Source organism: Exiguobacterium sp. KKT215 (genome assembly GCF_055635335.1).
In genome coordinates this window covers 1,502,051-1,521,230 of the sequence record NZ_CM145756.1, presented here as the reverse complement: position 1 = coordinate 1,521,230, position 19,180 = coordinate 1,502,051, and the positions used below count along the sequence as shown (strand labels likewise).

Genomic DNA, 19,180 nt, shown 5'->3' with positions numbered 1-19,180 from the left:
AAAGAGGGATGCCATGTTAAACAGGCTTGCATTGAAAATAGGTTTGCTGTTTTTTGTGTTTATTATCATCATTGAATCGGTTTTGTTTCTAACCCTGTACGTTACTTTTGTCAATGAACGGGTGGATGAAGTCATGACCAACCTGCTTGCAAGAGGGAACACCCACAGCGAAGTATTGGAAGACAGTTTTGAACCGGCGACATTGAACCATGTGGCGTTGATGGAATCGGCCTCCGATTTCATCGTCATCATCACGGATGCAGATGGCAACGAATTGACCCATTCCGATCTGATTGAACCTGAAATGAGGGAAGTGTTGGAACACACCGATTTTGATGAGGTTCTGCAGGGAGGGAAGGTCGTGGAAGAGCGATGGGACAAAAAAGAGTTTATTGCGACGGACAGCCCAATCACCATTGAAGGAGAACATAGAGGCCACGTGTTCATGTTTGCGGAAACCAATCATATCAAAGGGATGGTCAGTCATTTGCGAAACCAATTCCTGATTGTTGGCCTGATTGCTGTCGGGTTGACCGTCATCACAATTTTTCTGCTATCCCGATTGATTACGTTGCCGTTGATTCGGATGAAAGAAGCGACGGAACAGTTAAGCGAAGGGCACCACGAGGTCAGCCTGAATATTGGCCGAAACGATGAGTTGGGAGAGCTGGCGAAAGCCATCACTGCTCTATCCAGTGACTTGGAACATTTAAAAAATGAGCGGAATGAATTTTTGGCGAGTATTTCGCACGAGTTGCGGACGCCGTTGACCTATATCAAAGGATATGCCGATATCGCGAGCCGGCCGGATGCATCCGAGGAAGAGAAAAAGGAATACATTGGCATCATCCGGGAAGAGACGGCCCATTTGACGGAATTGATCCGGCAGCTGTTTGAGCTGGCTCAGATGGATCATAACCAGTTCGCCATTCAAAAAGAGGAATTTTCACTGGAGATGCTTTTTGCATCCGTCGTTGCCTTGGTTCGGCCAGCTTTTGACGAGAAACAGATTTCATTGGCTGTCCATTGTGAACATGAGATTGTCGCCTTCATTGATCCCGAACGTTTTCAGCAGGTATTGCTGAATGTCTTGGACAACGCCCGCAAGCATTCTCCTGAAGGAACACAAGTGGTATTACAGGGAGTCCAAGATAAAGGTACCATCACCATAAGCATCCGTGATGAAGGAGAGGGCATACCGGAAAAAAATCTTCCTTTTGTCTTTGAACGATTGTATCGGGTCGATAAATCCAGATCCAGACAGTACGGAGGAAGCGGTCTTGGCCTGGCGATTGCGAAAGAAATCGTCGAATCGCACGGTGGTCTCATGACGCTTCAAAGTGAGTACGGACAAGGGACAACCGTCCTGATAGAATTGAAAAGGGGGGATTCGCTTGCAGAAAGTGCTGTTGGTTGATGATGAACAACGAATGCTGGATTTAGTGGCTTTATATTTGAAGCCGCATCAGTACCTCTGTAAAAAAGCACTGGGAGCTCATGAAGCCCTCGACTATTTGGAATCGGAACCTTTCGATCTCGTCTTACTGGATATCATGATGCCGGAAATGGATGGCTGGGAACTGTGCCGCGAAATCCGGAAATTTTCGGATGTGCCAATCATTATGCTGACGGCGCGGGAACAACAGGAGGATATTGTTAAGGGATTGAATATCGGGGCGGATGATTACATCACAAAGCCGTTTAATGAAGATGAGTTGCTGGCCCGGATGGGGGCGCTGCTTCGCAGGAGAACTCCGAAAAATACCATTGAAGTGGACGGTTTGGTGTGGGACGAAGACCGGTTTGAACTTACGTACGGCAAACATATCATCAAATTGACGCCAAAAGAATTTCTGATGGTGGGCCATCTGATGAAGAATGCCGACAAAGTGTTTACGAGGGAGCAGCTGATCCAGTTAATTTGGGGATTCGACTCAGAGACGGAAGGGCGGACCATCGATTCGCATGTGCGAAATGTTCGGGAAAAAATCCGCCAGTCCGGTTTTCCGGTCGATGATCATTTTCTCACGGTTTGGGGAATCGGCTACAAATGGATCCATGAAGCAGAATGATGCTTGATAAAAGAAAAGGTCCGTCGGAAAATATTTCCTGGGCTAACCTAAATTTTTGAGACAATATAAAAACACCTTCGCAGTGGTACACTTTAAAAAAGTGCTAGCATCGGAGGTGTTTTTGCGTGGGCAAAAACGTATATTCAAGTGAAGTGAAATGGGCAGTGGTGAAAGACAAACTGAGCGGTGAGTTGACGAATAGAGAAATCATGGAGAAACACGGAATCAAAAGTGAGTCCCAGATCCACACATGGATGAGATGGTATCGGTCCAATGAAATCTATCGATTTGACCAGCCGATCGGGAAGCAGTACACCTACGGACTTGGTCCTGATTCCGCCAGCGAGGATGACAAGAAAGAGCGTCAACTATCCCACCTGAAGACGGAGAACGAAATCTTAAAAAAATTCATGGAGATCGAAAGAGAGTTGAGAAAGAAGTAATCCTAAAGACTGTAGAACTCCTGAAGAGGAAATATACGATCACGACGATCCTACGTGTCCTAGACGTGCCACGGGCAACCTATTACCGTTGGGTCAGAGAACCGGTGAAGCACCCTTCGGTGCTAGAGCAAGCAATCGTCGAAGTATGTAAGAATACGAAATATCGATATGGACATCGAAAGATAAAGGCCCTGTTAGAGCAAAACTATGAGTTAACAGCAAACCGGAACACCGTACAGAGAATCATGAAAAAGCACCATCTCCAGTGTCGGATCAAACCCAAACGAAAATGGAGGTCTCAGGGTGAGAGCATCATCATCGCACCTGACCTTCTCAAACGAGACTTCACGGCCAGTGAACCGAATAAGAAGTGGGTGACGGACATCACCTATATCCAATACGGGAGCACGACGAAATATCTTTCGACCATCATCGACCTATTCAACAATGAGATCGTTGCCTATAAGTTGTACGAGCATCAACAGACGCCCCTTGTCATCGATACGTTAAAGAAGGCGTTGGAAAGCCGGAACAACCCCGAAGGGGTCATCATCCATTCGGACCAAGGAAGTGTCTATACCTCATATGCCTTTCAAGATTTCGTTAAGAGGAGCCATCTGACGAGCAGCATGTCTCGAAGAGGCAACTGTTGGGATAATGCGGTGATCGAATCATTCCATTCGAACTTGAAGTCTGAGGGCTTCCAGTACGTCAAGTTCAACTCGTTAAGCGACCAGGAAGTGCATGAACGGGTGAACCATTACTTGACCTACTACAACGAAGAACGTATCCAAGAAAAATTAGGCTACCTCACACCGATAAAATACGGTGGGATGGCAGCCTAATCAAGGTGTTTTTATTAGTGTCTCATTTCGCTAGGTCAGTCTATCCGACGGGCCTTTTTGAGTAAGGTTATGCGGCGTTACGGCAAGCTTCTGCACATCTACGGCAAGCTTCCGCACAGCGTCTGCAATGTTCATGATGATCGGCGTGCTTCTCACATTCCTCTGCGCAAGCTTCGCAAATGGTTGCGCAAACGGCTGCCAGTTCGGAAACGAACGGTGAATTGTGAGTAATGGCATGTTCCAAAAATGCACACATGTCCGCGCATTCCCGGTCTAATCGAATGCACTGTGCTAGCATCTTCACATCATCTTCCTGCAGACAAGCGTCAAAACAATGGTTACATTCCGCTGCACAATCATGTAATGCCCGAATCAATTCCTGATGTTGTTCATGAGCCATGTTAAAACCTCCATTTCTTATTTTTGTTTCATTTACTTGATTTCCCTCTCCTTTCCAAACTAAACAGAAATACCGAAACTCCATAGAAACTGCACATTTTATAGACAAGTAATCAAATATTAAAATCAATGGTGCGGTTTTTTTGGGGGGTCATTGTGAACTTCTAAATTAGAGTCATGGAAACAGCGATAAAGTAAAATGATACTAAACACTTGATATACCCTATCGGGGTATGTTAAGTTTAAGGAAATATTACTTTAGGAGGAATAATAATGATTGAAACATTAAAAGTACAAGGTATGTCCTGCGGCCACTGTGCAAACTCGGTTGAAACGGGCGTCGGTGAACTCGAAGGGATTTCATCTGTGACAGTTGATCTTAAAAAAGGCGAAGTGGCAGTAGACTATGATACTGCCAAGACATCATTAAACGAAATTCAGAAAGCGATTGAAGAACAAGGGTATGACGTCGTATAAGGGTGCTTTCACAGCACACTTTACTTTTAAATGAAATATACCCTCGCGTGGTATATTCGGCAAGAACTTTGTGAATGTTAAGAATGTAAATAGGGTTAAATAGGATAAGAACCACTAGTTTGGAGGAGGCGCACTGAATGGCTAAAAATGATAAAGACCATCACCACCATCAAGACGAACAGGTAGATCACAGTAAAATGGATCATTCCAAACATGTTGGGCATTCGTACCATGAAGACCAAGTGAAAGAAGGCATTCAAGACGACAGCAATCCTGCCAAAATTCATGATGATCATGCCCATCACAATCATGGTGGCCACGATCATAGTGACCATGGACATCACCATCATGGGAATTTCAAAGAAATTTTCCTGAAGTCGCTGCCCTTGGGCATTGTCATTCTATTATTGTCGCCGATGATGGACGTTCGGCTTCCTTTCCAATTTACTTTTCCATACTCGGATATTGTGGTCGCTGTATTAGCAACTATCTTATTGGTTTATGGCGGAAAACCCTTCTATCAAGGTGCAATCGCTGAATTTAAGGAAAAAGCACCGGGCATGATGGCCCTTATTTCATTAGGGATATCCGTTTCCTATTTGTACAGCATTTACGCCGTGCTGGCACGCTACGTAACCGGCGATCACATCATGGATTTCTTCTTTGAATTCGCGTCCTTGCTGTTGATCATGCTCCTTGGACACTGGATCGAAATGAAGGCTATCGGAGAAGCAGGAGACGCGCAAAAATCGCTCGCCGAATTGGTGCCGAAAGATGCACATGTGGTATTGGAAGATGATTCGATCGAGACGCGTCCCGTAAATGAGCTGAAAGTCGGAGACCTTGTACGGGTTCAGGCCGGAGAAAACGTCCCTGCCGATGGCATCATCAAAAGAGGCACCTCGCGGATCAATGAAGCTTTGCTGACGGGGGAATCTAAACCCATTGAAAAAGGAGCCGGAGACAAAGTGATCGGCGGTTCCACGAACGGTGCAGGCATCATATATCTTGAAGTACAGGAAACCGGCGACCAATCGTTCATTTCCCAAGTACAAACCCTGATAAGCCAGGCGCAGGATCAACCTTCAAGAGCTGAAAATCTGGCTCAAAAAGTAGCCGGCTGGCTGTTTTATATCGCCATTGCGGCGGCTTTCCTCGCTTTTGTCGTTTGGCTGTACATTGCTGACATTCAAACCGCTGTTCTTTTTACGGTTACGACATTAGTCATTGCATGTCCACACGCTCTCGGCCTTGCCATTCCGCTGGTTATTGCACGAAGCACCAGTTTAGGTGCAAGCCGCGGGCTGTTGGTGAAAGACCGCGAAGCATTGGAGCTGGCAACTAAGGCTGATGTAATGATACTGGATAAAACGGGTACATTGACTACTGGCGAATTTAAAGTTTTGAACATGGAAACACTGGATGGTCAACATACCGAAGCCGAAATCGCGGCGTTAATGGCAGGGATTGAAGGCGGGTCCAGCCACCCAATCGCCCAGTCAATCGTCCAATACGCTGAGAAACAAGGGATTCAGCCTGTCCACTTTGATTCGATTGATGTTGTGTCGGGTGCGGGTATAGAAGGAAACGCCAATGGCCGCAAATACGAATTGATCAGCCAAAAGGCACTTGGAAGAGATGTAGCGGTGGATGTTCCCAAAGGGGCAACATTAAGTATACTAGTTGAGGACGGGAATCCGATCGGTACGGTCGCATTAGGCGATGAATTGAAAGAAACGAGCAGAACGCTGATACAGGCATTGAAGCATTACAATATAAAACCGATTATGGCTACAGGTGACAATGAAACGGCGGCCCAAGGAGTAGCAGAGGAACTGGGCATTGAATACAGAGCCAATCAATCACCGCAAGATAAATATGGTTTAGTGGAATCACTGAAAAATAATGGACAAACGGTTATCATGGTCGGCGATGGCGTCAACGATGCACCATCCCTTGCAATAGCAGACGTTGGGATAGCAGTCGGTGCCGGAACTCAAGTCGCCATCGATTCCGCTGATGTGATTTTGACTCAGTCGGATCCAGGCGATATTGAATCCTTTATCGAATTGGCCAATAAAACAACCAGTAAAATGAAACAGAACCTCGTGTGGGGAGCCGGTTATAACTTTATTGCCATTCCCATAGCGGCGGGTGTTCTAGCCTCCATTGGGATTACGTTGGCTCCTGCCGCAGGAGCAGTTCTGATGTCCGTGTCCACGGTTATCGTGGCTATCAATGCGATGACATTGAAACTAAGAAATAGAGCTGTTTAACACCGTGTTTAATTGTCGTACACGAAAAGTGCTGCCTCCCAAAAGTTGAATTTTCTTTAACCTTGGGGGCACAGTTTTGTATTAGGTTAAAGTCAAACGGAGGTTTGAAGACTTTGGATAATTAAATATATTTTTATAGTTAACATATGAGATATTATCGGAAGAGAGGAAGCCCAAAAGCTTCTTCTCTTTTCTACTTAAATTCAATTAACACAAAAAAGTTTTCAAAAATTGATCATTCATTCATTAATCGCCGATTGTAAAATTAAGCTAGACAATTGAAAAAGCCATTCGTGGTACACTCACAATGTATTTTCCGACCAAAGAAAAACATAGGAGTGATCACGAATGACCTACACCCATCTTACCACGGATGAACTGGTGATGATAGAATCCTACCACCGCCAAAATATACCTGTAGCGATCATTGCTAAGTTGATGAACCGTTCCAGGCAGCCAATCTACAACGTCATCAATTTCCTGAAATCAGGACATACAGCGCTCGACTTCTACACGCAATACAAGAAAAATAAGAAACGCTGCGGCCGGCGGAAGATTGTCCTGCCGAAGAAACAAGTGGCCTATGTTCAAGACAAGGTGGCGCAGGGCTGGACGCCGGATGTCATTGTCGGCCGGGCAGAAACGGCCATCGATTGTTCCGCGCGCACCATCTATCGCATGTTCAAAAATCAGGTCTTTGACGCCGCCACGCTGCCGATGAAAGGAAAACGGAAACCCAATGGACACCAGGAACGCCGGGGAAAACAGGCGTTCAAACGCCATATTTCCGAACGGGAAGCCGACAACCCGTCGTTCAAAAAAGAGTTCGGGCATATCGAAGGCGACACCATTGTGGGTGCCCGCCACAAAAGTGCGGTGATCACGCTGGTCGAACGGCTGACGAAAGTCATCATCGCCCTGAAGCCTGCAGGACGCAAGGCTTGCGATATTGAAACTGCGTTGAACCAGTGGTTCCAAGGGGTCCCGAGAAATCTGTTCAAATCCATCACGTTTGATTGCGGCAAGGAATTCTCCAATTGGAAACCGTTGTGCAACCGGCACGACGTCTCGATTTACTTTGCGGATCCCGGCACGCCTTCTCAGCGCGCCTTGAATGAAAACTCCAACGGGCTCCTGCGGAAAGACGGCTTGGCAAAGGAAATGGACTTCAACCAGGTGGATCAAACATTCATTTCGTCGGTGGCCGACAAGCGGAATAACATCCCAAGAAAGTCACTGAATTACCGCACACCGTTGGAGGCATTTTTGAGTCACCTGAATGGAGTCGATCTGTCTAGCTTAAATTGACAAACGGAATGATTTAAAGATATCAGTGTACTGCAACTTTTAACTGATACATCTATAAAAGCAGCAAAGGATTTTTCGTCAGCAACCGCCAGGGCGTTAGTCTATCGATTGTTCGACGTGAATGATTGCCTCGAACGGCACATGGATGATCCCTTCCCTTTGATTGGCCAGCTCGACGGTCCGCTCCATGTAGTTCGTCCGGTGCACGAATCCTCTGAATCGTTTCATCTCCCGCTTCTCCACATATTTTACCTCTACCAAATCTCCGCTGAAGATCGCGTCGTTCAGCACATTCTCATAGACCGATAGGACCTGTTCATCGATATCTGGCATCTCAATTTTTTGAATCTCTTTATAGTATTTCGTCAGTAGCGCCTTGTGCTCGGGCATGAGGAATGGGATCCATTTCAATTCGCCCCGATCGCGATACATCGTCATAATAATTACCCCTCTCAATAAAACGAACGTTTGTTCTTATTTTATACCCGATTTGTCCCGTTTGAACAGCCTTTTTCGTGATTGGTAATCCGTGCGTCCTGTTTCCGTACTCTAGCTCGCTGGTCTTCGGTGCAAGGGACGTCAAAAAAATGACGCGCCCTCCGGCCCGTCTTCCTTCGCTTTAGGCTCAAAGCGAGGCTTTTCGCTCGTTGGCTACGGAAGCCTGTCCCTCCGTTTGCTCTACGCATTTTTTTGAGGCTCTCCCTGCGGTCGCCCTTGCACCGTCTCCCGACGCTCGCTTCGTTCCCGTCAACAGGACGCACAACGGTGTTCGTTCTGAGCTCGGCTTATCCGAAAGGGGACAAACCATCATGGAACTTACATCCATCATCGAGGTCATTCGTATCAAACAAGAGATTCGCGAGGAGATGGTCGCTCTCGAGCACGCCATCATCCAATCACCGGACAGTGCCCGACAAATCGGTTCCTCGTTCATCGGGGACGACGACCGTGAAGTGTTCCTCGTCATCATGCTCAACACAAAGAACCGGGTCATCGGCGTCCACCGGGCACACGTCGGGAGCGTCAACTCGAGTGTCGTCCACCCACGGGAGGTCTTCAAATGCGCCATCTTGAACAACGCCTCGTGCCTCATCGTCTGTCATCAGCACCCGAGCGGGGACCCGACGCCGAGCCGGGAGGACATCCTCGTCTCCGAACGGTTACATGAGGCGGGGGACCTCATCGGCATCCCGGTGCTCGACCATCTCATCCTCGGAGCGGACGAGTCGTACGTCAGCATGAAACAGCGAGGTTACATGGGTTGAACGGAATGGAGTGGGGCCGGGGGACCGGTCCCGGTCCGTCCGGTAAGGACAAGGAAGAAAAACGTACGTTTTTCTTTGACTGGATGGGCGACTCGCGTTGCTCTCGCCTGGATCCATAGAGCGGGATCCGGAAAAGGGTCGTTTTCGCATGACGAAAACGCGATGGTTCGTGTGTGAAGGTTGGACGTTGTTTTGGTCTGTCTCGTAAGAAGACTATTTGATGAAATGACAGAAGTGAAAACACGGTTTGTTTATTGAAAATGAGCATGTTTTCTAAACAAGCCCTAGGGCTTACGTGAAATTAGGCGAGATGTTGTCTGCTTGGATGCGAGGTATCATGAGGCTATCAACAGGAGAGGAAGATTCAGATGGACAGTTACCAACTAGATCAACAGACGATGGACGAGATGACGGAGGTATTGCTTCGACTGTATTTTGCAATACAAATGTGCACAATAATGCAACGAAAAGTACAGAACTTTGCCAGCTGGGTTTTAGTGTTTCGACAACGCATGCGTGACACGATAACTGTCACCTGTAAAGTTTAGTATGTGAGCGTGATGGATGACGCGATCGACGAGTGCCGCAGTCAAGCGCGCGTCGCCAAAGATGCGATTCCATTGGCTGAACTCAAGGTTGGATGTGATGATCAGGCTCTTTCGCTCGTACCAGTCGGTGATGAGATGAAACAGAAGTTCCGCAGATTCTTTTGTGAGAGGGGATATCCCATCTCATCTAAAATAATCATATCTGCCGACTCGAGACGAGAATGGAAGTTGCCTAGTTTTCCATCCCGCCAGGCCTTGTTAAGTTGCTCGACGAGTTCAGAGACCCGGAAGAACCTCACCTCATAACCTTTGTGACAAGCTTCTCTCCCGAGCCCGATGGCCAAATGGGTCTTTCCTGTACCCGGGGACCCTGTCAGAACGACGTTCTGTGAGTGCTCGACGAAATTCAGTGAGGTCAGTTCGTCCTTATCTAAATGCTTTGGGAAGTAGATGTGATTGCCCCAATGATAGTCGTCTAGTGACTTATTGTTGATGAATTTTGCCTTTTTGATTAACCGTTGCGCTTTCGCTTCCTCGCGGAGGCGCATTTCCATCGAGAAAAGCTCCGTGAGAAACTTTTCAGGGGATTCCGTTGGAATCGATTCATAGATTTCAGCGACATAGGCAAGGCGGAGCGATTTGCACATTTCTTTTAGGCTCATACTGCACCACCTTCTCCCCAAGGCCGATTCAGGCTATCGTACTTGCTCCAATCCACATCATAAGGATGGTCCTCAACCACGGCTGGATCGTCGTCCTCGCTCAGTAGCTCGTATAGGCGTTCATTGATCTCGAGGATTGGATAGAGTGCGAGCTTGGCTCGGATCCAGGCCAGTCTTTCCTGCCGAACGAGTAAGTTGGGTACGCCCAGGTACTCTTTGATTCTACCCGGCAGATATTCGGAATAACGGGAGTGCCCGAAGCTTCTCGGCTTCTTGTGCCAAGTGCTGATGATGTTTTCCCATGGGAGCGCACGCTTTGTCATCATGTAGGGACGTTTTTCTTCGTAGAGGATTTCTCCGTGAAGTGAGAGAATCTTCATCGAATCCCACCTTAAGATGGCGCGTACTTGCCCATGACGAGCCCCTGAAGGGATCAAGACTTTCGTCTTATCGATCGTTATTTCGCCGTACTTGTTCACCTTGAACAGTTCTTCTTTGAAGACGGGGAAGTCTTCTTGCGGCAATCGCAATAGATGTCTCTGCTCTTCTTCGAACAACTCACGGATCAGCACATGCTTTTCGTAATGCACTCTCTCCATGTCATCCCGTAGGGAAGCTGCGAGTTGCCGGTTCGTCGAATCGTAATCATGCATGACAGGGGCTGGGACAAGAAAATTGTACCGAACGTATCCTACCTTGTTCTCGACACTTCCTTTCTCGTTACCTCTGTAAGGATTACAGCTTTGAACTTGGAAGCCGTAATGTGCCATGAACTGCAGGAAAGCATCTGTATAGATCGCCTCTTCTTTTGTCGTTCGTGGTTGGATGACTGCGGCGGGGAGATTATCGATTCTGAGCTGTTGCGGTACACCACCGATTTCTTCAAAAAGCATTTTGAGTCCCGTCAAAAAGCACTCTTGGTTTTCTGCGGGCAGGGCGACAGCTGCTGTGCGGTTACTGAAGGGCAGGCTCATGACGAGGCATTTTACATCGACCGCATGACTATCTTTGACGACTTCCATCGTCCCGAAATCTACCTGTGCCTCACCCGGAGGGTGTTGCAATCGTTCTTGCCTTGTGTCGTTTTCCTCCTCGCTCGTCATATGCCAGCTCTTGATGAAATTGCAGACCGTCCGGTAAGAACCCTCGAATCCGTTCGCCACCAGCGTTTCATAAAGCTTTTTATTCGTTCGTCTTAACTTTTTCTGAAGCATTTGATCCTCGGTCAACCAATCCTCGACCATCTCGCCCCATTTCGTTCCGTACATCATGCCTCTCTTGGGGCGAATGGTTTCACTCGGCAGTTGAGCTGAATCCGCGTATTTTTTTACCGTCCTCCAGTTGAGGTCTAGATTTTTAGCGATTCGATTGATCGAATGTGATTTGTGGTTTCTCAGATATTTGATACAATTGATATCGGACATTGCTAGCATTCCTTCCATCTCCTAACGTTCTTGTGTCGCAACTTAAACGTTAGGGTGAGATTATGGTTGCTGGCAAGTCCTTTTTCTTTTCTAAAATAGGAGTGCAGAGTTGTGTACGTTTCCGTTGCACACTTCTGCACTCCTATTTTGCATTACACACTTCGACGCCTTCCTGACCGGCTCCAAGAAGATTTTGACGACTTAAAACTTGTGAGCATGGATCTTCTTTGTGATGTGAAGGAAGGAGAACGCTTGACCCACCTCACCGTCTTTTTCAATACCAATATGATTCGACGGAATCGTCGTACATAAGAACAAAAATATTTGTATACATGTATACATGTAGATTTGTATACGCGTATACATGTATACATTTTTTAAAGTCGTCATTTCTGTAGTTTCATGAACAAGGACTGAACTGGCTCTGGACGGGGGAATCGTTCTATAGCGAAGCGGAAGGGGGGAGACGTGATGGATGAGGGGCTGCTTGATGACTATGCGTTCGCTGGATTGGATCCGTTCGTCCGGACGGTGTTCTCGGAACTGATGGAACATCCCGAATGGATGCGTGTCGTCGACAGGGAACATTGCGTCGAGAAGGTCGTCCGGTTCGATGACGGACGGAACTCGCCTTACTTCCGGGTGCTGATCTATCTGGATGCAGAAGAGCGTCCGATCAAGAAAGTGTATCTATACGGGACATGGGTGGTGGCGGATGGAGAAGTCAGCTTCGTCGTCTCAGAGCTATCCAAGGGTGTATTCGAATATGAAGTGATGCATGTCCATTGGCTCATCAAGTATCGGTTCGAGGATTGGGGCGTGTCTGAAGACGGGGCATGGGAGAAGGAATGGTGATCCGGGCTCATGCGTGAGCGTCTAACGCCAGGAGGCGAAGTCGCTCATCGCACCGCTGCCCCCCTGACGGCCCGATAACAAGAGCTGCTGGCTCACCGCCGCATCTCTATGTTCCTGGCCCTTTCTAACGGGAGGCACGGAGCGTAAGGGCAACGTCAAAAGCAAGAGCGTGGGCGCGTCTAACGCCACGCGGAGTGGCATTCGAATCTAGGACAGGCCCAAATCGCGGACGCAATTCTCGACAGGATCGTACACGACTCCTATAAAATCCTGGTCGATGGCGAAACCTCAATGAGGGAACACCACGGGCTAGGGATAAGCTAAGATCTTGGCCATCGATGAGTCGATGGCCTTTTTCTTCATATTGACTCGCTCAGTCGTCCGCACTAGTGGCTCTCTGTATCCGCAATACTCAGCAGGACAAAAAACGCATCCTTCGAGTTTTTGAGGATGCGTTTGAGCAATGTGACTCTATTTGACTCGCGTTTATATTCCTACATATAAGCATACAACTGATGGTAGTTTCCAAGGTGGAGCGACGGAATGGACGTATCAGACATTGGAGCGGAAAGGATATATCATAAAATTGGTATTTTTCGAGCATATATCACAAGGTTGATGTTGTCGCGCGATTCAATAAAAACGAGTTTTTTCATCATGGATTAGCTCGTCTATATTATTAATTGTAATAATTAAAATTTATTATTTTACTAATATTTCGTTTTTGGGCATAGAATGATAGCTTCTTGCTGTCGTATGTGAATATATAAAGTATTTACCGGGCTCTTCAAAAATATAAGAAATTACATACAGTCCGTCTTGTTGATAATTGGCTTCAATTTTTTCGTGTTGGCTTTCCTCTTGGCCTTCTTTCCATATCTCGAATTCAACTTTATCCGCATCGTCTACTTTCTCGTTTCCTTGAGAAACAGTTGCTATAAGTTCAATAACTTCGTTTGCTTTTACTATTTCAGGATCTGTTTTAAATTGTACATCAATTAATTCTGGAATCACTTCAGGTCCATTATTGCTTACTGTACTTCCACAACCAGATAATACTAACAAAACAATCAACAGTGAAAAAAACCTTGCCATCTTTTTTCTCTCCTTTAAACGATTTAATATTAACATACACGAAAATGTGATGTATTGATTATTACATTAAAAGTGACCTGATCATGCAATCTTATTAGCTATCGAGCATAGACCCCATGTCACTTTTAAGGTTCAAGACTTTATAGAGCGTCGTATGCTCGATTGGTTTACTTTTCTATATAAAAAATAAAGAAATGTACATTTTATATATTAAGTTCAATTTTATATATTAAGTTCAAAAGATATTAATTGAACTTAATCCAAAAAGTTGGATCATGAAATAGATCATCTGGTGACTTCGACAACCTAGGTTTGAATTTGGACCTTCATATCCGTAAATTTATCATCGACCGTTAGACACGGCCTTAGTAACCTAAGGTTCGTCTCGACGTATATTGCCAGTTGAAGGTCATCAAAGGAGAGAAGAGTCTGTACTTCAAGATTGAATCGATTAAAGATTGTCTACCCATCCATATCGTTTTTAATATCTACATAGTGAATGTGTATGTCGCACCTGAGATTGTATTCCCCAGGCACTCGTAGGGGGGTGGGGGCACGAACGAAAGCTCATCCTAACTTTCTGAAGTTTTTCTTGCGAGTCAGTTAGCGTTTGGTCACCGAGACTTTAAAAGCTTTCGGACATAAAAATCGCCCCATAAAAATTAGATTATCAGGTCCAACTTTTACGGGGCATCTAATATTCTGTGGTCTAAATATTAAGTGATTTACTGAAGTAATTATATAGTGTTAAACAATTTCGCCTCTGAAATTCAGAAAAATTGGGATGGGTTGACTGTATTCCCTGCACTTGTAGCTGAGTACGAATAGTTTCCTCGATGGACTTCAAAGTGTAAATGAGAACCGGTCGAATTTCCGGTACTCCCCATCGCACCGATGTTCTGTCCTCGGGTCACACGTTGTCCGGCGGAAACGGACAATGAGCTCATGTGAGCATAAAGGGTAGTCCAAACTTGACCGCCTATGACATGCGTAATGATGACATGATTTCCATAAGGTCCACCCCAGCCTGCTCGAGTTACAGTTCCTGTTTGAGCAGCCATAATAGGAGTTCCTACTGGTCCAGCTGTATCTAGTGCATTATGGAAGCTGTAGCCATTGGCCCCGCCTGCTGGACCCCATCCTTGGGTTACGATACCTGAGGTTGGACGTTGAAAAACTCCGCCACTTGTTGGAGAAGCGAGTGAATCCGTAGTCTTTGAAGTGTTTACCACTTTCTCAGAGTTTGGTGATTTTTCGAGAGAGGCTTTATTCTCGCTGATTTCATTTTTTTCGGCACTTTTTGCTTCTGCAGCTTTACGCGCAGCCTCTTTGGTACGAATTTTAGCTTGTTCTTCAAGCCTTTGGGCTTCAATCTCTGCTTGAATTGATTTTTCTTGTTCTTGAAGCGTCGATTCCATTTGTTGCAAGCTTACCAATTTAGATGTGAACTGGATTTTTTCGGCCTCTAATTTTTTTATTTGAGCAGCCCGCACTTTAATTTTGCCGTTCAATTTTTTCTGACTATTCTCTAGCTCTTCTTTTTGACTAATAAGCTTATCTTTTTCAGTGTCCAATTCAGCTTTAGCAATTTGAAGCTTATTTTTTGTTGATTGATATTCTTTGAAAAGTTCTTGATCATTTTCTTGAATCGTCCCTGCGGTGATCATGCGTGAAACCAGATCACCAAAGTCTTTTGAACCAAAAATAAATTCAGCCCAGTTTATAGAAGAACCACCGTTTTTTTGCATCGTGACCATGCGTTCTTCCATCAATGTCTTTTGAGAGCTCATTTTTTTCTGGAATTCTTTAATTTGAGTTTGAATCTGAGCAATTTTCTTTTGGGTTGTCCGAATTTCAGCCTTCTTCTGGGTGACCTCATTGATAATATCCTGTAACTCGGATTCCAAGTCATTCAGTTTCTGTTCTTCGAGTGTGATATCTTGTTCACGCTGCTGAATTGACGTATTAGCTTTACGTTGCTCTGTAGAATTTTGCGCTTGCTTCTGCTGGATATTTTTTTGTTTTTCAGTCAAGTTTAAAGCGTAAGAAGGGGATGCGCTTTGAACTAACATAACACCAAGTAAAGTTGAAGCTATAATTTTTTTCATGGTAAACAATGTTGTTGCCTCCGTAACTTATCTCTATTATAAAAAATGCGTTGCTGGATAAAAGTATTCGTATCATGATTAAAACTCGAACCGGAATCATTGTATCAATATTACTTCACCATCTATATTTCTATTTCTTTTCATTTCTATGTCAGTTGTTCTTTTGAGTTTATTGTCATTCGAGTATATCAAGAGAAATACTTATAATGCCATTTTGATGAGGAAATGAATGATGACCACTGAATTTAGGACATTTTGTCTCAAATTCAGTGGTCAAATCGTTTGTTAGTATTTGTTTGGTGTTTATTTAGTAGTAACTCTTCATAAATTTATCAATTCCTTTGGCGGTTGCTTTGATCATGTTACTTCCCGACATATAGGAGCGATCTACTGAGTTAGCAATAAAGCCATATTCGATGAGAGTAGAAGGTACCGTGTTTCTTCCTACCACATAGACATCTTGTCGCTTAACGCCTCGATTTTTAAAATCTGGAACGTTCATGGCGATTTCTTGATTAATTACTTCACCTAATCTGCGGCTAGCGTTCGCATATGGATTTGTGGTGTACGCGCTAGAAGTAGGGACGAGTGCTTCATGACCTGTAGCGAAAGAAGGTGAAGAATTAATGTGGACGCTTATGAAAGCGTCAGCATCAAGCCTTTCTGATAGATTGGTCCGCTCAACAAGTGACAAGTATCTATCATTTGAGCGCGTTAGTTTCACTTCATAAAGCTCATAGTTTTTCTTTAGTTCGTCGGCCACACGATTAGCAATGTTTAGGGTGAGTACTTTTTCTTGAACTGTACCGTTTGAAGTCACTGCACCAGCATCTCCCCCACCGTGTCCAGCGTCAATTAAAATCACGTGTTTGTTAGCTGGAATCACCGGTGATTTTATAGGAGTTTTTCCGGTAAATGGTTGCACAAAACCAGATGATACGTAACCGACTTGATTGTTATATCGCACCTTGTACCAACTGGCGCTTTTCGATATGACAGAAATCGAAGTGCCTGAGGGAATTGTTGTCAAAATAGATCCGTAACGACTCGCTTGGTTACGTAAATTAAGATTTTCGATAGTAATATATGTTGGATAAGTGGATAAAGAATCCCCCGGTGCCACTTGCACTATATAATGTCGAGCAGGTGTGAATCCTGTAATACCGTTATACATAACTTTTAACCAAGAACCCGTTGTGCCCGATTTTCCTAGTACAGTCACTTCAGTAGATGCTGGAATCGTAATAAGGACCTTTGAGTTCACTAAAGACATGCTTGAGCGAATCTCGGTCGTTTGCTTACTTCGTGACTTCATAGCCGAGGGCGATATGGTTACATACTGACTTGCCACATAGCCTTGAGTCCCATTGTATGATACTTTATACCAAGGGCCTGAGGCAGCATGGTACATTAGTGGGCTGGACTTTGGGATAGTCATTAAAACGGGTGATTTGACAGATGGGCCCTTACGCAGATTTAGTGAAGTTTTAGTTTTATATATTGTGTTTATTGAACTGACTGAATTTTTAGGTATAGGTTTTGGCGTCACGTACTTCGTTGAGACATAACCGATTTTTGAATTAAATGAAACTTTAAACCAGGATTTATCTTCTCCATATACACCTATCTTCTTAATGGTTTTTCCTTTTGGAATCGTCAAAAGGACTTTGCTTTTTGAAGAGAACGAGGAACGCAAATTCAAATTTTCAGTTGTTATGAATAGAGATTCCTCTGCATGTACGACGTTTAGGACGTTAACACTAGTTAAAAGCTTAAAGGGATAGAAAAAAGAAGTTAATAAAGCCAAGGAAATTACTAAGCTTATTCGAAATTTATGTTTAGACTTCATAATAGACTCCTCATATGTAGTTTTTTTGGTTGTAAAGACCCATGAATGGTTTTTTACTATCTGTATGGTACTTATCCTTTAAATATTAGTCATTCTATGCAACGATTATTGGCTTTCGTCTATCTACAGTTAAAAGTTTTCTTGCCCTGTTTTAAAATGCACTATTATTAAGGGGAATAGACGTATTTTAAGAAATAAATTGGCCCTCCTTTCATCTGCATAAAAGTTTAGTTGCATGAATGTGTTAGAATGTAACTTGTTTGACTCATAGATTTCGTTTTTAGAAGTCCATGGATTCAATGTTGAAAAACTAAGGATACTCTAGTATTTTTAGCTATAATTCTGATAAAAGAAATAACGAATTTATAAAAGAGGTGAATTGTTTTGAAAACTAATCAACTATTGACTATTTTTACATCCGTATTAGTAATTGCAGTCTTAGCTTTTTTATTTTTAAATGATCAAAGTTCCGAAAAATCAAAGACTAAAATTGTTCAAGATGAAAAGATATCAGTTAATAATCAACCTACAATAGGTAAAAAGGAAGCGCCGATATCAATTGTAGAATTCGGAGACTATAAATGCCCTTCGTGTAAAGAGTGGGGTGAAACAATCTATCCTCAACTTGTAAAAGATTACATTGAAAGTGGGAAAGCTTCCTTTAGTTACATTAATGTTTTGTTTCACGGAGATGAGTCCACTTTAGCTGCCCTTGCATCAGAATCTGTTTACAAAAATCACCCAGAATCATTTTGGCAATTTCACAAAGCTATTTATGAAGCTCAACCTGACGTGCAAATACACGATAATCCATGGGTTACGGTGGAGAAAATGGAAGAGATTGCGACGAAGACTGTCCCTTCTCTAGATTTAAATAAATTTAGAGAAGACCTATCAAGTCGTTCTTCTAGATTAGAATCAGTTAAAATGGATGCGGCGCTCGTAGAAAAATACAATGTTACACTGACCCCGACGATTGCAGTTAATGGGGTCATCCTTGAAAATCCATTCGACTATACCTCTATAAAAAAACAAATTGAAAAGGAGCTAACCCAATGAGCGCTTCAGTAATAAACCGATATGGACTGTACCTCGCCTGGGTTGTTTCAATTACTGCAGTACTTGGAAGTCTATATTTTAGCGAAATTCGTGGTTTTATACCTTGTGAACTCTGTTGGATTCAACGTATCTTTATGTACCCAATAGCTTTGATTCTTGCAATTGCAGTTTTCAGAGAAGATAGCTCAATCAAATTTTATGTTCTCCCTTTATCAATAATCGGATTCTGTATCTCTTTTTACCACTATCTTGTACAAAAGGTGCCCGGCTTTTCGGAAGTCAGACCATGTGAACAAGGAGTTTCCTGTAATGCACAGTACATTGACTGGATGGGTTTTATCACAATTCCGTTTTTAGCGTTGACCGCCTTTTTTCTGATTACAGTCATTCTTGGACGAATCAGTACCAAACAGTAGTTTTTGATTTGGATTTGAAAAATGAAGAACTAATTGTATCAAATTGGTATGCTTACTAAAAAACAGCTTTGATTTAGAA

16 protein-coding genes and 2 pseudogenes are annotated in these 19,180 nt (G+C 44.2%); 11 read left to right on the top strand and 7 right to left on the bottom strand.

Annotated elements, in window-relative coordinates; translation table 11 throughout:
- Positions 1-13: 13 nt before the first annotated feature.
- The 3 genes from ACZ2GZ_RS07925 to ACZ2GZ_RS07915 all read left to right on the top strand — a co-directional run bounded on the left by ACZ2GZ_RS07925 (position 14) and on the right by ACZ2GZ_RS07915 (position 3,360).
- Positions 14-1,417, top strand: a complete 1,404-nt coding sequence (locus ACZ2GZ_RS07925; RefSeq protein WP_029595518.1) for a sensor histidine kinase — start codon at positions 14-16, stop codon at positions 1,415-1,417.
- On the top strand, positions 1,395-2,072 hold the full coding sequence (locus tag ACZ2GZ_RS07920; RefSeq protein ID WP_029595517.1) for a response regulator transcription factor: 678 nt from the start codon (positions 1,395-1,397) through the stop codon (positions 2,070-2,072). Before ACZ2GZ_RS07925 ends, ACZ2GZ_RS07920 begins: the two co-directional genes overlap by 23 nt.
- Before the next feature lie 125 nt (positions 2,073-2,197).
- A protein-coding gene (locus ACZ2GZ_RS07915; RefSeq protein ID WP_470295176.1) for an IS3 family transposase occupies positions 2,198-3,360 on the top strand; the annotation gives its coding sequence in 2 pieces (ribosomal slippage) (positions 2,198-2,474 and positions 2,474-3,360; 1,164 coding nt in all).
- A gap of 67 nt (positions 3,361-3,427) precedes the next feature.
- On the opposite strand, the gene ACZ2GZ_RS07910 is transcribed toward ACZ2GZ_RS07915, so the two are convergent.
- Entirely contained in the window at positions 3,428-3,760 is a 333-nt protein-coding gene (locus ACZ2GZ_RS07910; RefSeq protein WP_084158420.1) for a four-helix bundle copper-binding protein, read from the bottom strand.
- A gap of 272 nt (positions 3,761-4,032) precedes the next feature.
- Between ACZ2GZ_RS07910 and copZ the strand changes: the two genes are divergently transcribed.
- From copZ to ACZ2GZ_RS07895, 3 genes are all read left to right on the top strand, one after another.
- Entirely contained in the window at positions 4,033-4,236 is a 204-nt protein-coding gene (copZ, locus tag ACZ2GZ_RS07905; protein ID WP_029336157.1) for a copper chaperone CopZ, read from the top strand.
- Between the two features lie 137 nt (positions 4,237-4,373).
- Positions 4,374-6,512 (top strand): heavy metal translocating P-type ATPase, encoded by a 2,139-nt coding sequence (locus tag ACZ2GZ_RS07900; protein WP_029595516.1) that lies wholly within the window; start codon positions 4,374-4,376, stop codon positions 6,510-6,512.
- A gap of 348 nt (positions 6,513-6,860) precedes the next feature.
- Positions 6,861-7,820: an IS30 family transposase gene (locus ACZ2GZ_RS07895; RefSeq protein WP_114167461.1), complete on the top strand. Its 960-nt coding sequence runs from the start codon at positions 6,861-6,863 to the stop codon at positions 7,818-7,820.
- A 96-nt stretch (positions 7,821-7,916) separates the two neighbouring features.
- On the opposite strand, the gene ACZ2GZ_RS07890 is transcribed toward ACZ2GZ_RS07895, so the two are convergent.
- Complete coding sequence (locus ACZ2GZ_RS07890; RefSeq protein ID WP_029595514.1) at positions 7,917-8,258, bottom strand: YolD-like family protein; 342 nt, start codon at positions 8,256-8,258, stop codon at positions 7,917-7,919.
- 371 nt (positions 8,259-8,629) lie between these two features.
- Here ACZ2GZ_RS07890 and ACZ2GZ_RS07885 point away from each other — a divergent pair, with 371 nt between their 5' ends.
- Positions 8,630-9,085 (top strand): JAB domain-containing protein, encoded by a 456-nt coding sequence (locus ACZ2GZ_RS07885; RefSeq protein ID WP_035385670.1) that lies wholly within the window; start codon positions 8,630-8,632, stop codon positions 9,083-9,085.
- Positions 9,086-9,579: 494 nt separating this feature from the next.
- Here ACZ2GZ_RS07885 and istB read toward each other — a convergent pair.
- Together istB and istA are read right to left on the bottom strand one after the other, a co-directional pair.
- Positions 9,580-10,295, bottom strand: a pseudogene (gene istB / locus ACZ2GZ_RS07880) (IS21-like element helper ATPase IstB).
- Positions 10,292-11,719 (bottom strand): IS21 family transposase, encoded by a 1,428-nt coding sequence (gene istA, locus ACZ2GZ_RS07875; protein WP_470295604.1) that lies wholly within the window; start codon positions 11,717-11,719, stop codon positions 10,292-10,294. The pseudogene istB and the gene istA overlap by 4 nt, the downstream one beginning before the upstream one ends.
- Before the next feature lie 471 nt (positions 11,720-12,190).
- Here istA and ACZ2GZ_RS07870 point away from each other — a divergent pair, with 471 nt between their 5' ends.
- Both ACZ2GZ_RS07870 and ACZ2GZ_RS07865 read left to right on the top strand, forming a co-directional pair.
- Entirely contained in the window at positions 12,191-12,574 is a 384-nt protein-coding gene (locus tag ACZ2GZ_RS07870) for a hypothetical protein (RefSeq protein ID WP_029595509.1), read from the top strand.
- A 195-nt stretch (positions 12,575-12,769) separates the two neighbouring features.
- Positions 12,770-12,898 (top strand): annotated as a pseudogene (locus ACZ2GZ_RS07865) (ATP-binding protein); the annotation flags it as partial.
- 378 nt (positions 12,899-13,276) lie between these two features.
- Here the strand turns inward: ACZ2GZ_RS07865 and ACZ2GZ_RS07860 are convergent.
- The 3 genes from ACZ2GZ_RS07860 to ACZ2GZ_RS07850 all read right to left on the bottom strand — a co-directional run bounded on the left by ACZ2GZ_RS07860 (position 13,277) and on the right by ACZ2GZ_RS07850 (position 17,626).
- Positions 13,277-13,669 carry a FixH family protein gene (locus ACZ2GZ_RS07860; RefSeq protein WP_029336184.1) on the bottom strand — a complete coding sequence of 131 codons (393 nt, stop codon included), beginning with the start codon at positions 13,667-13,669 and terminating at the stop codon, positions 13,277-13,279.
- A 770-nt stretch (positions 13,670-14,439) separates the two neighbouring features.
- Complete coding sequence (locus ACZ2GZ_RS07855) at positions 14,440-15,777, bottom strand: murein hydrolase activator EnvC family protein (RefSeq protein WP_029336183.1); 1,338 nt, start codon at positions 15,775-15,777, stop codon at positions 14,440-14,442.
- 307 nt (positions 15,778-16,084) lie between these two features.
- On the bottom strand, positions 16,085-17,626 hold the full coding sequence (locus tag ACZ2GZ_RS07850) for an SH3 domain-containing protein (protein ID WP_081828362.1): 1,542 nt from the start codon (positions 17,624-17,626) through the stop codon (positions 16,085-16,087).
- A 384-nt stretch (positions 17,627-18,010) separates the two neighbouring features.
- Between ACZ2GZ_RS07850 and ACZ2GZ_RS07845 the strand changes: the two genes are divergently transcribed.
- Positions 18,011-18,685 carry a thioredoxin domain-containing protein gene (locus ACZ2GZ_RS07845; protein WP_029595508.1) on the top strand — a complete coding sequence of 225 codons (675 nt, stop codon included), beginning with the start codon at positions 18,011-18,013 and terminating at the stop codon, positions 18,683-18,685.
- A complete protein-coding gene (locus ACZ2GZ_RS07840; protein WP_029336179.1) occupies positions 18,682-19,101 on the top strand; it encodes a disulfide oxidoreductase in 420 nt (139 codons plus the stop codon). Before ACZ2GZ_RS07845 ends, ACZ2GZ_RS07840 begins: the two co-directional genes overlap by 4 nt.
- Positions 19,102-19,180: the final 79 nt, after the last annotated feature.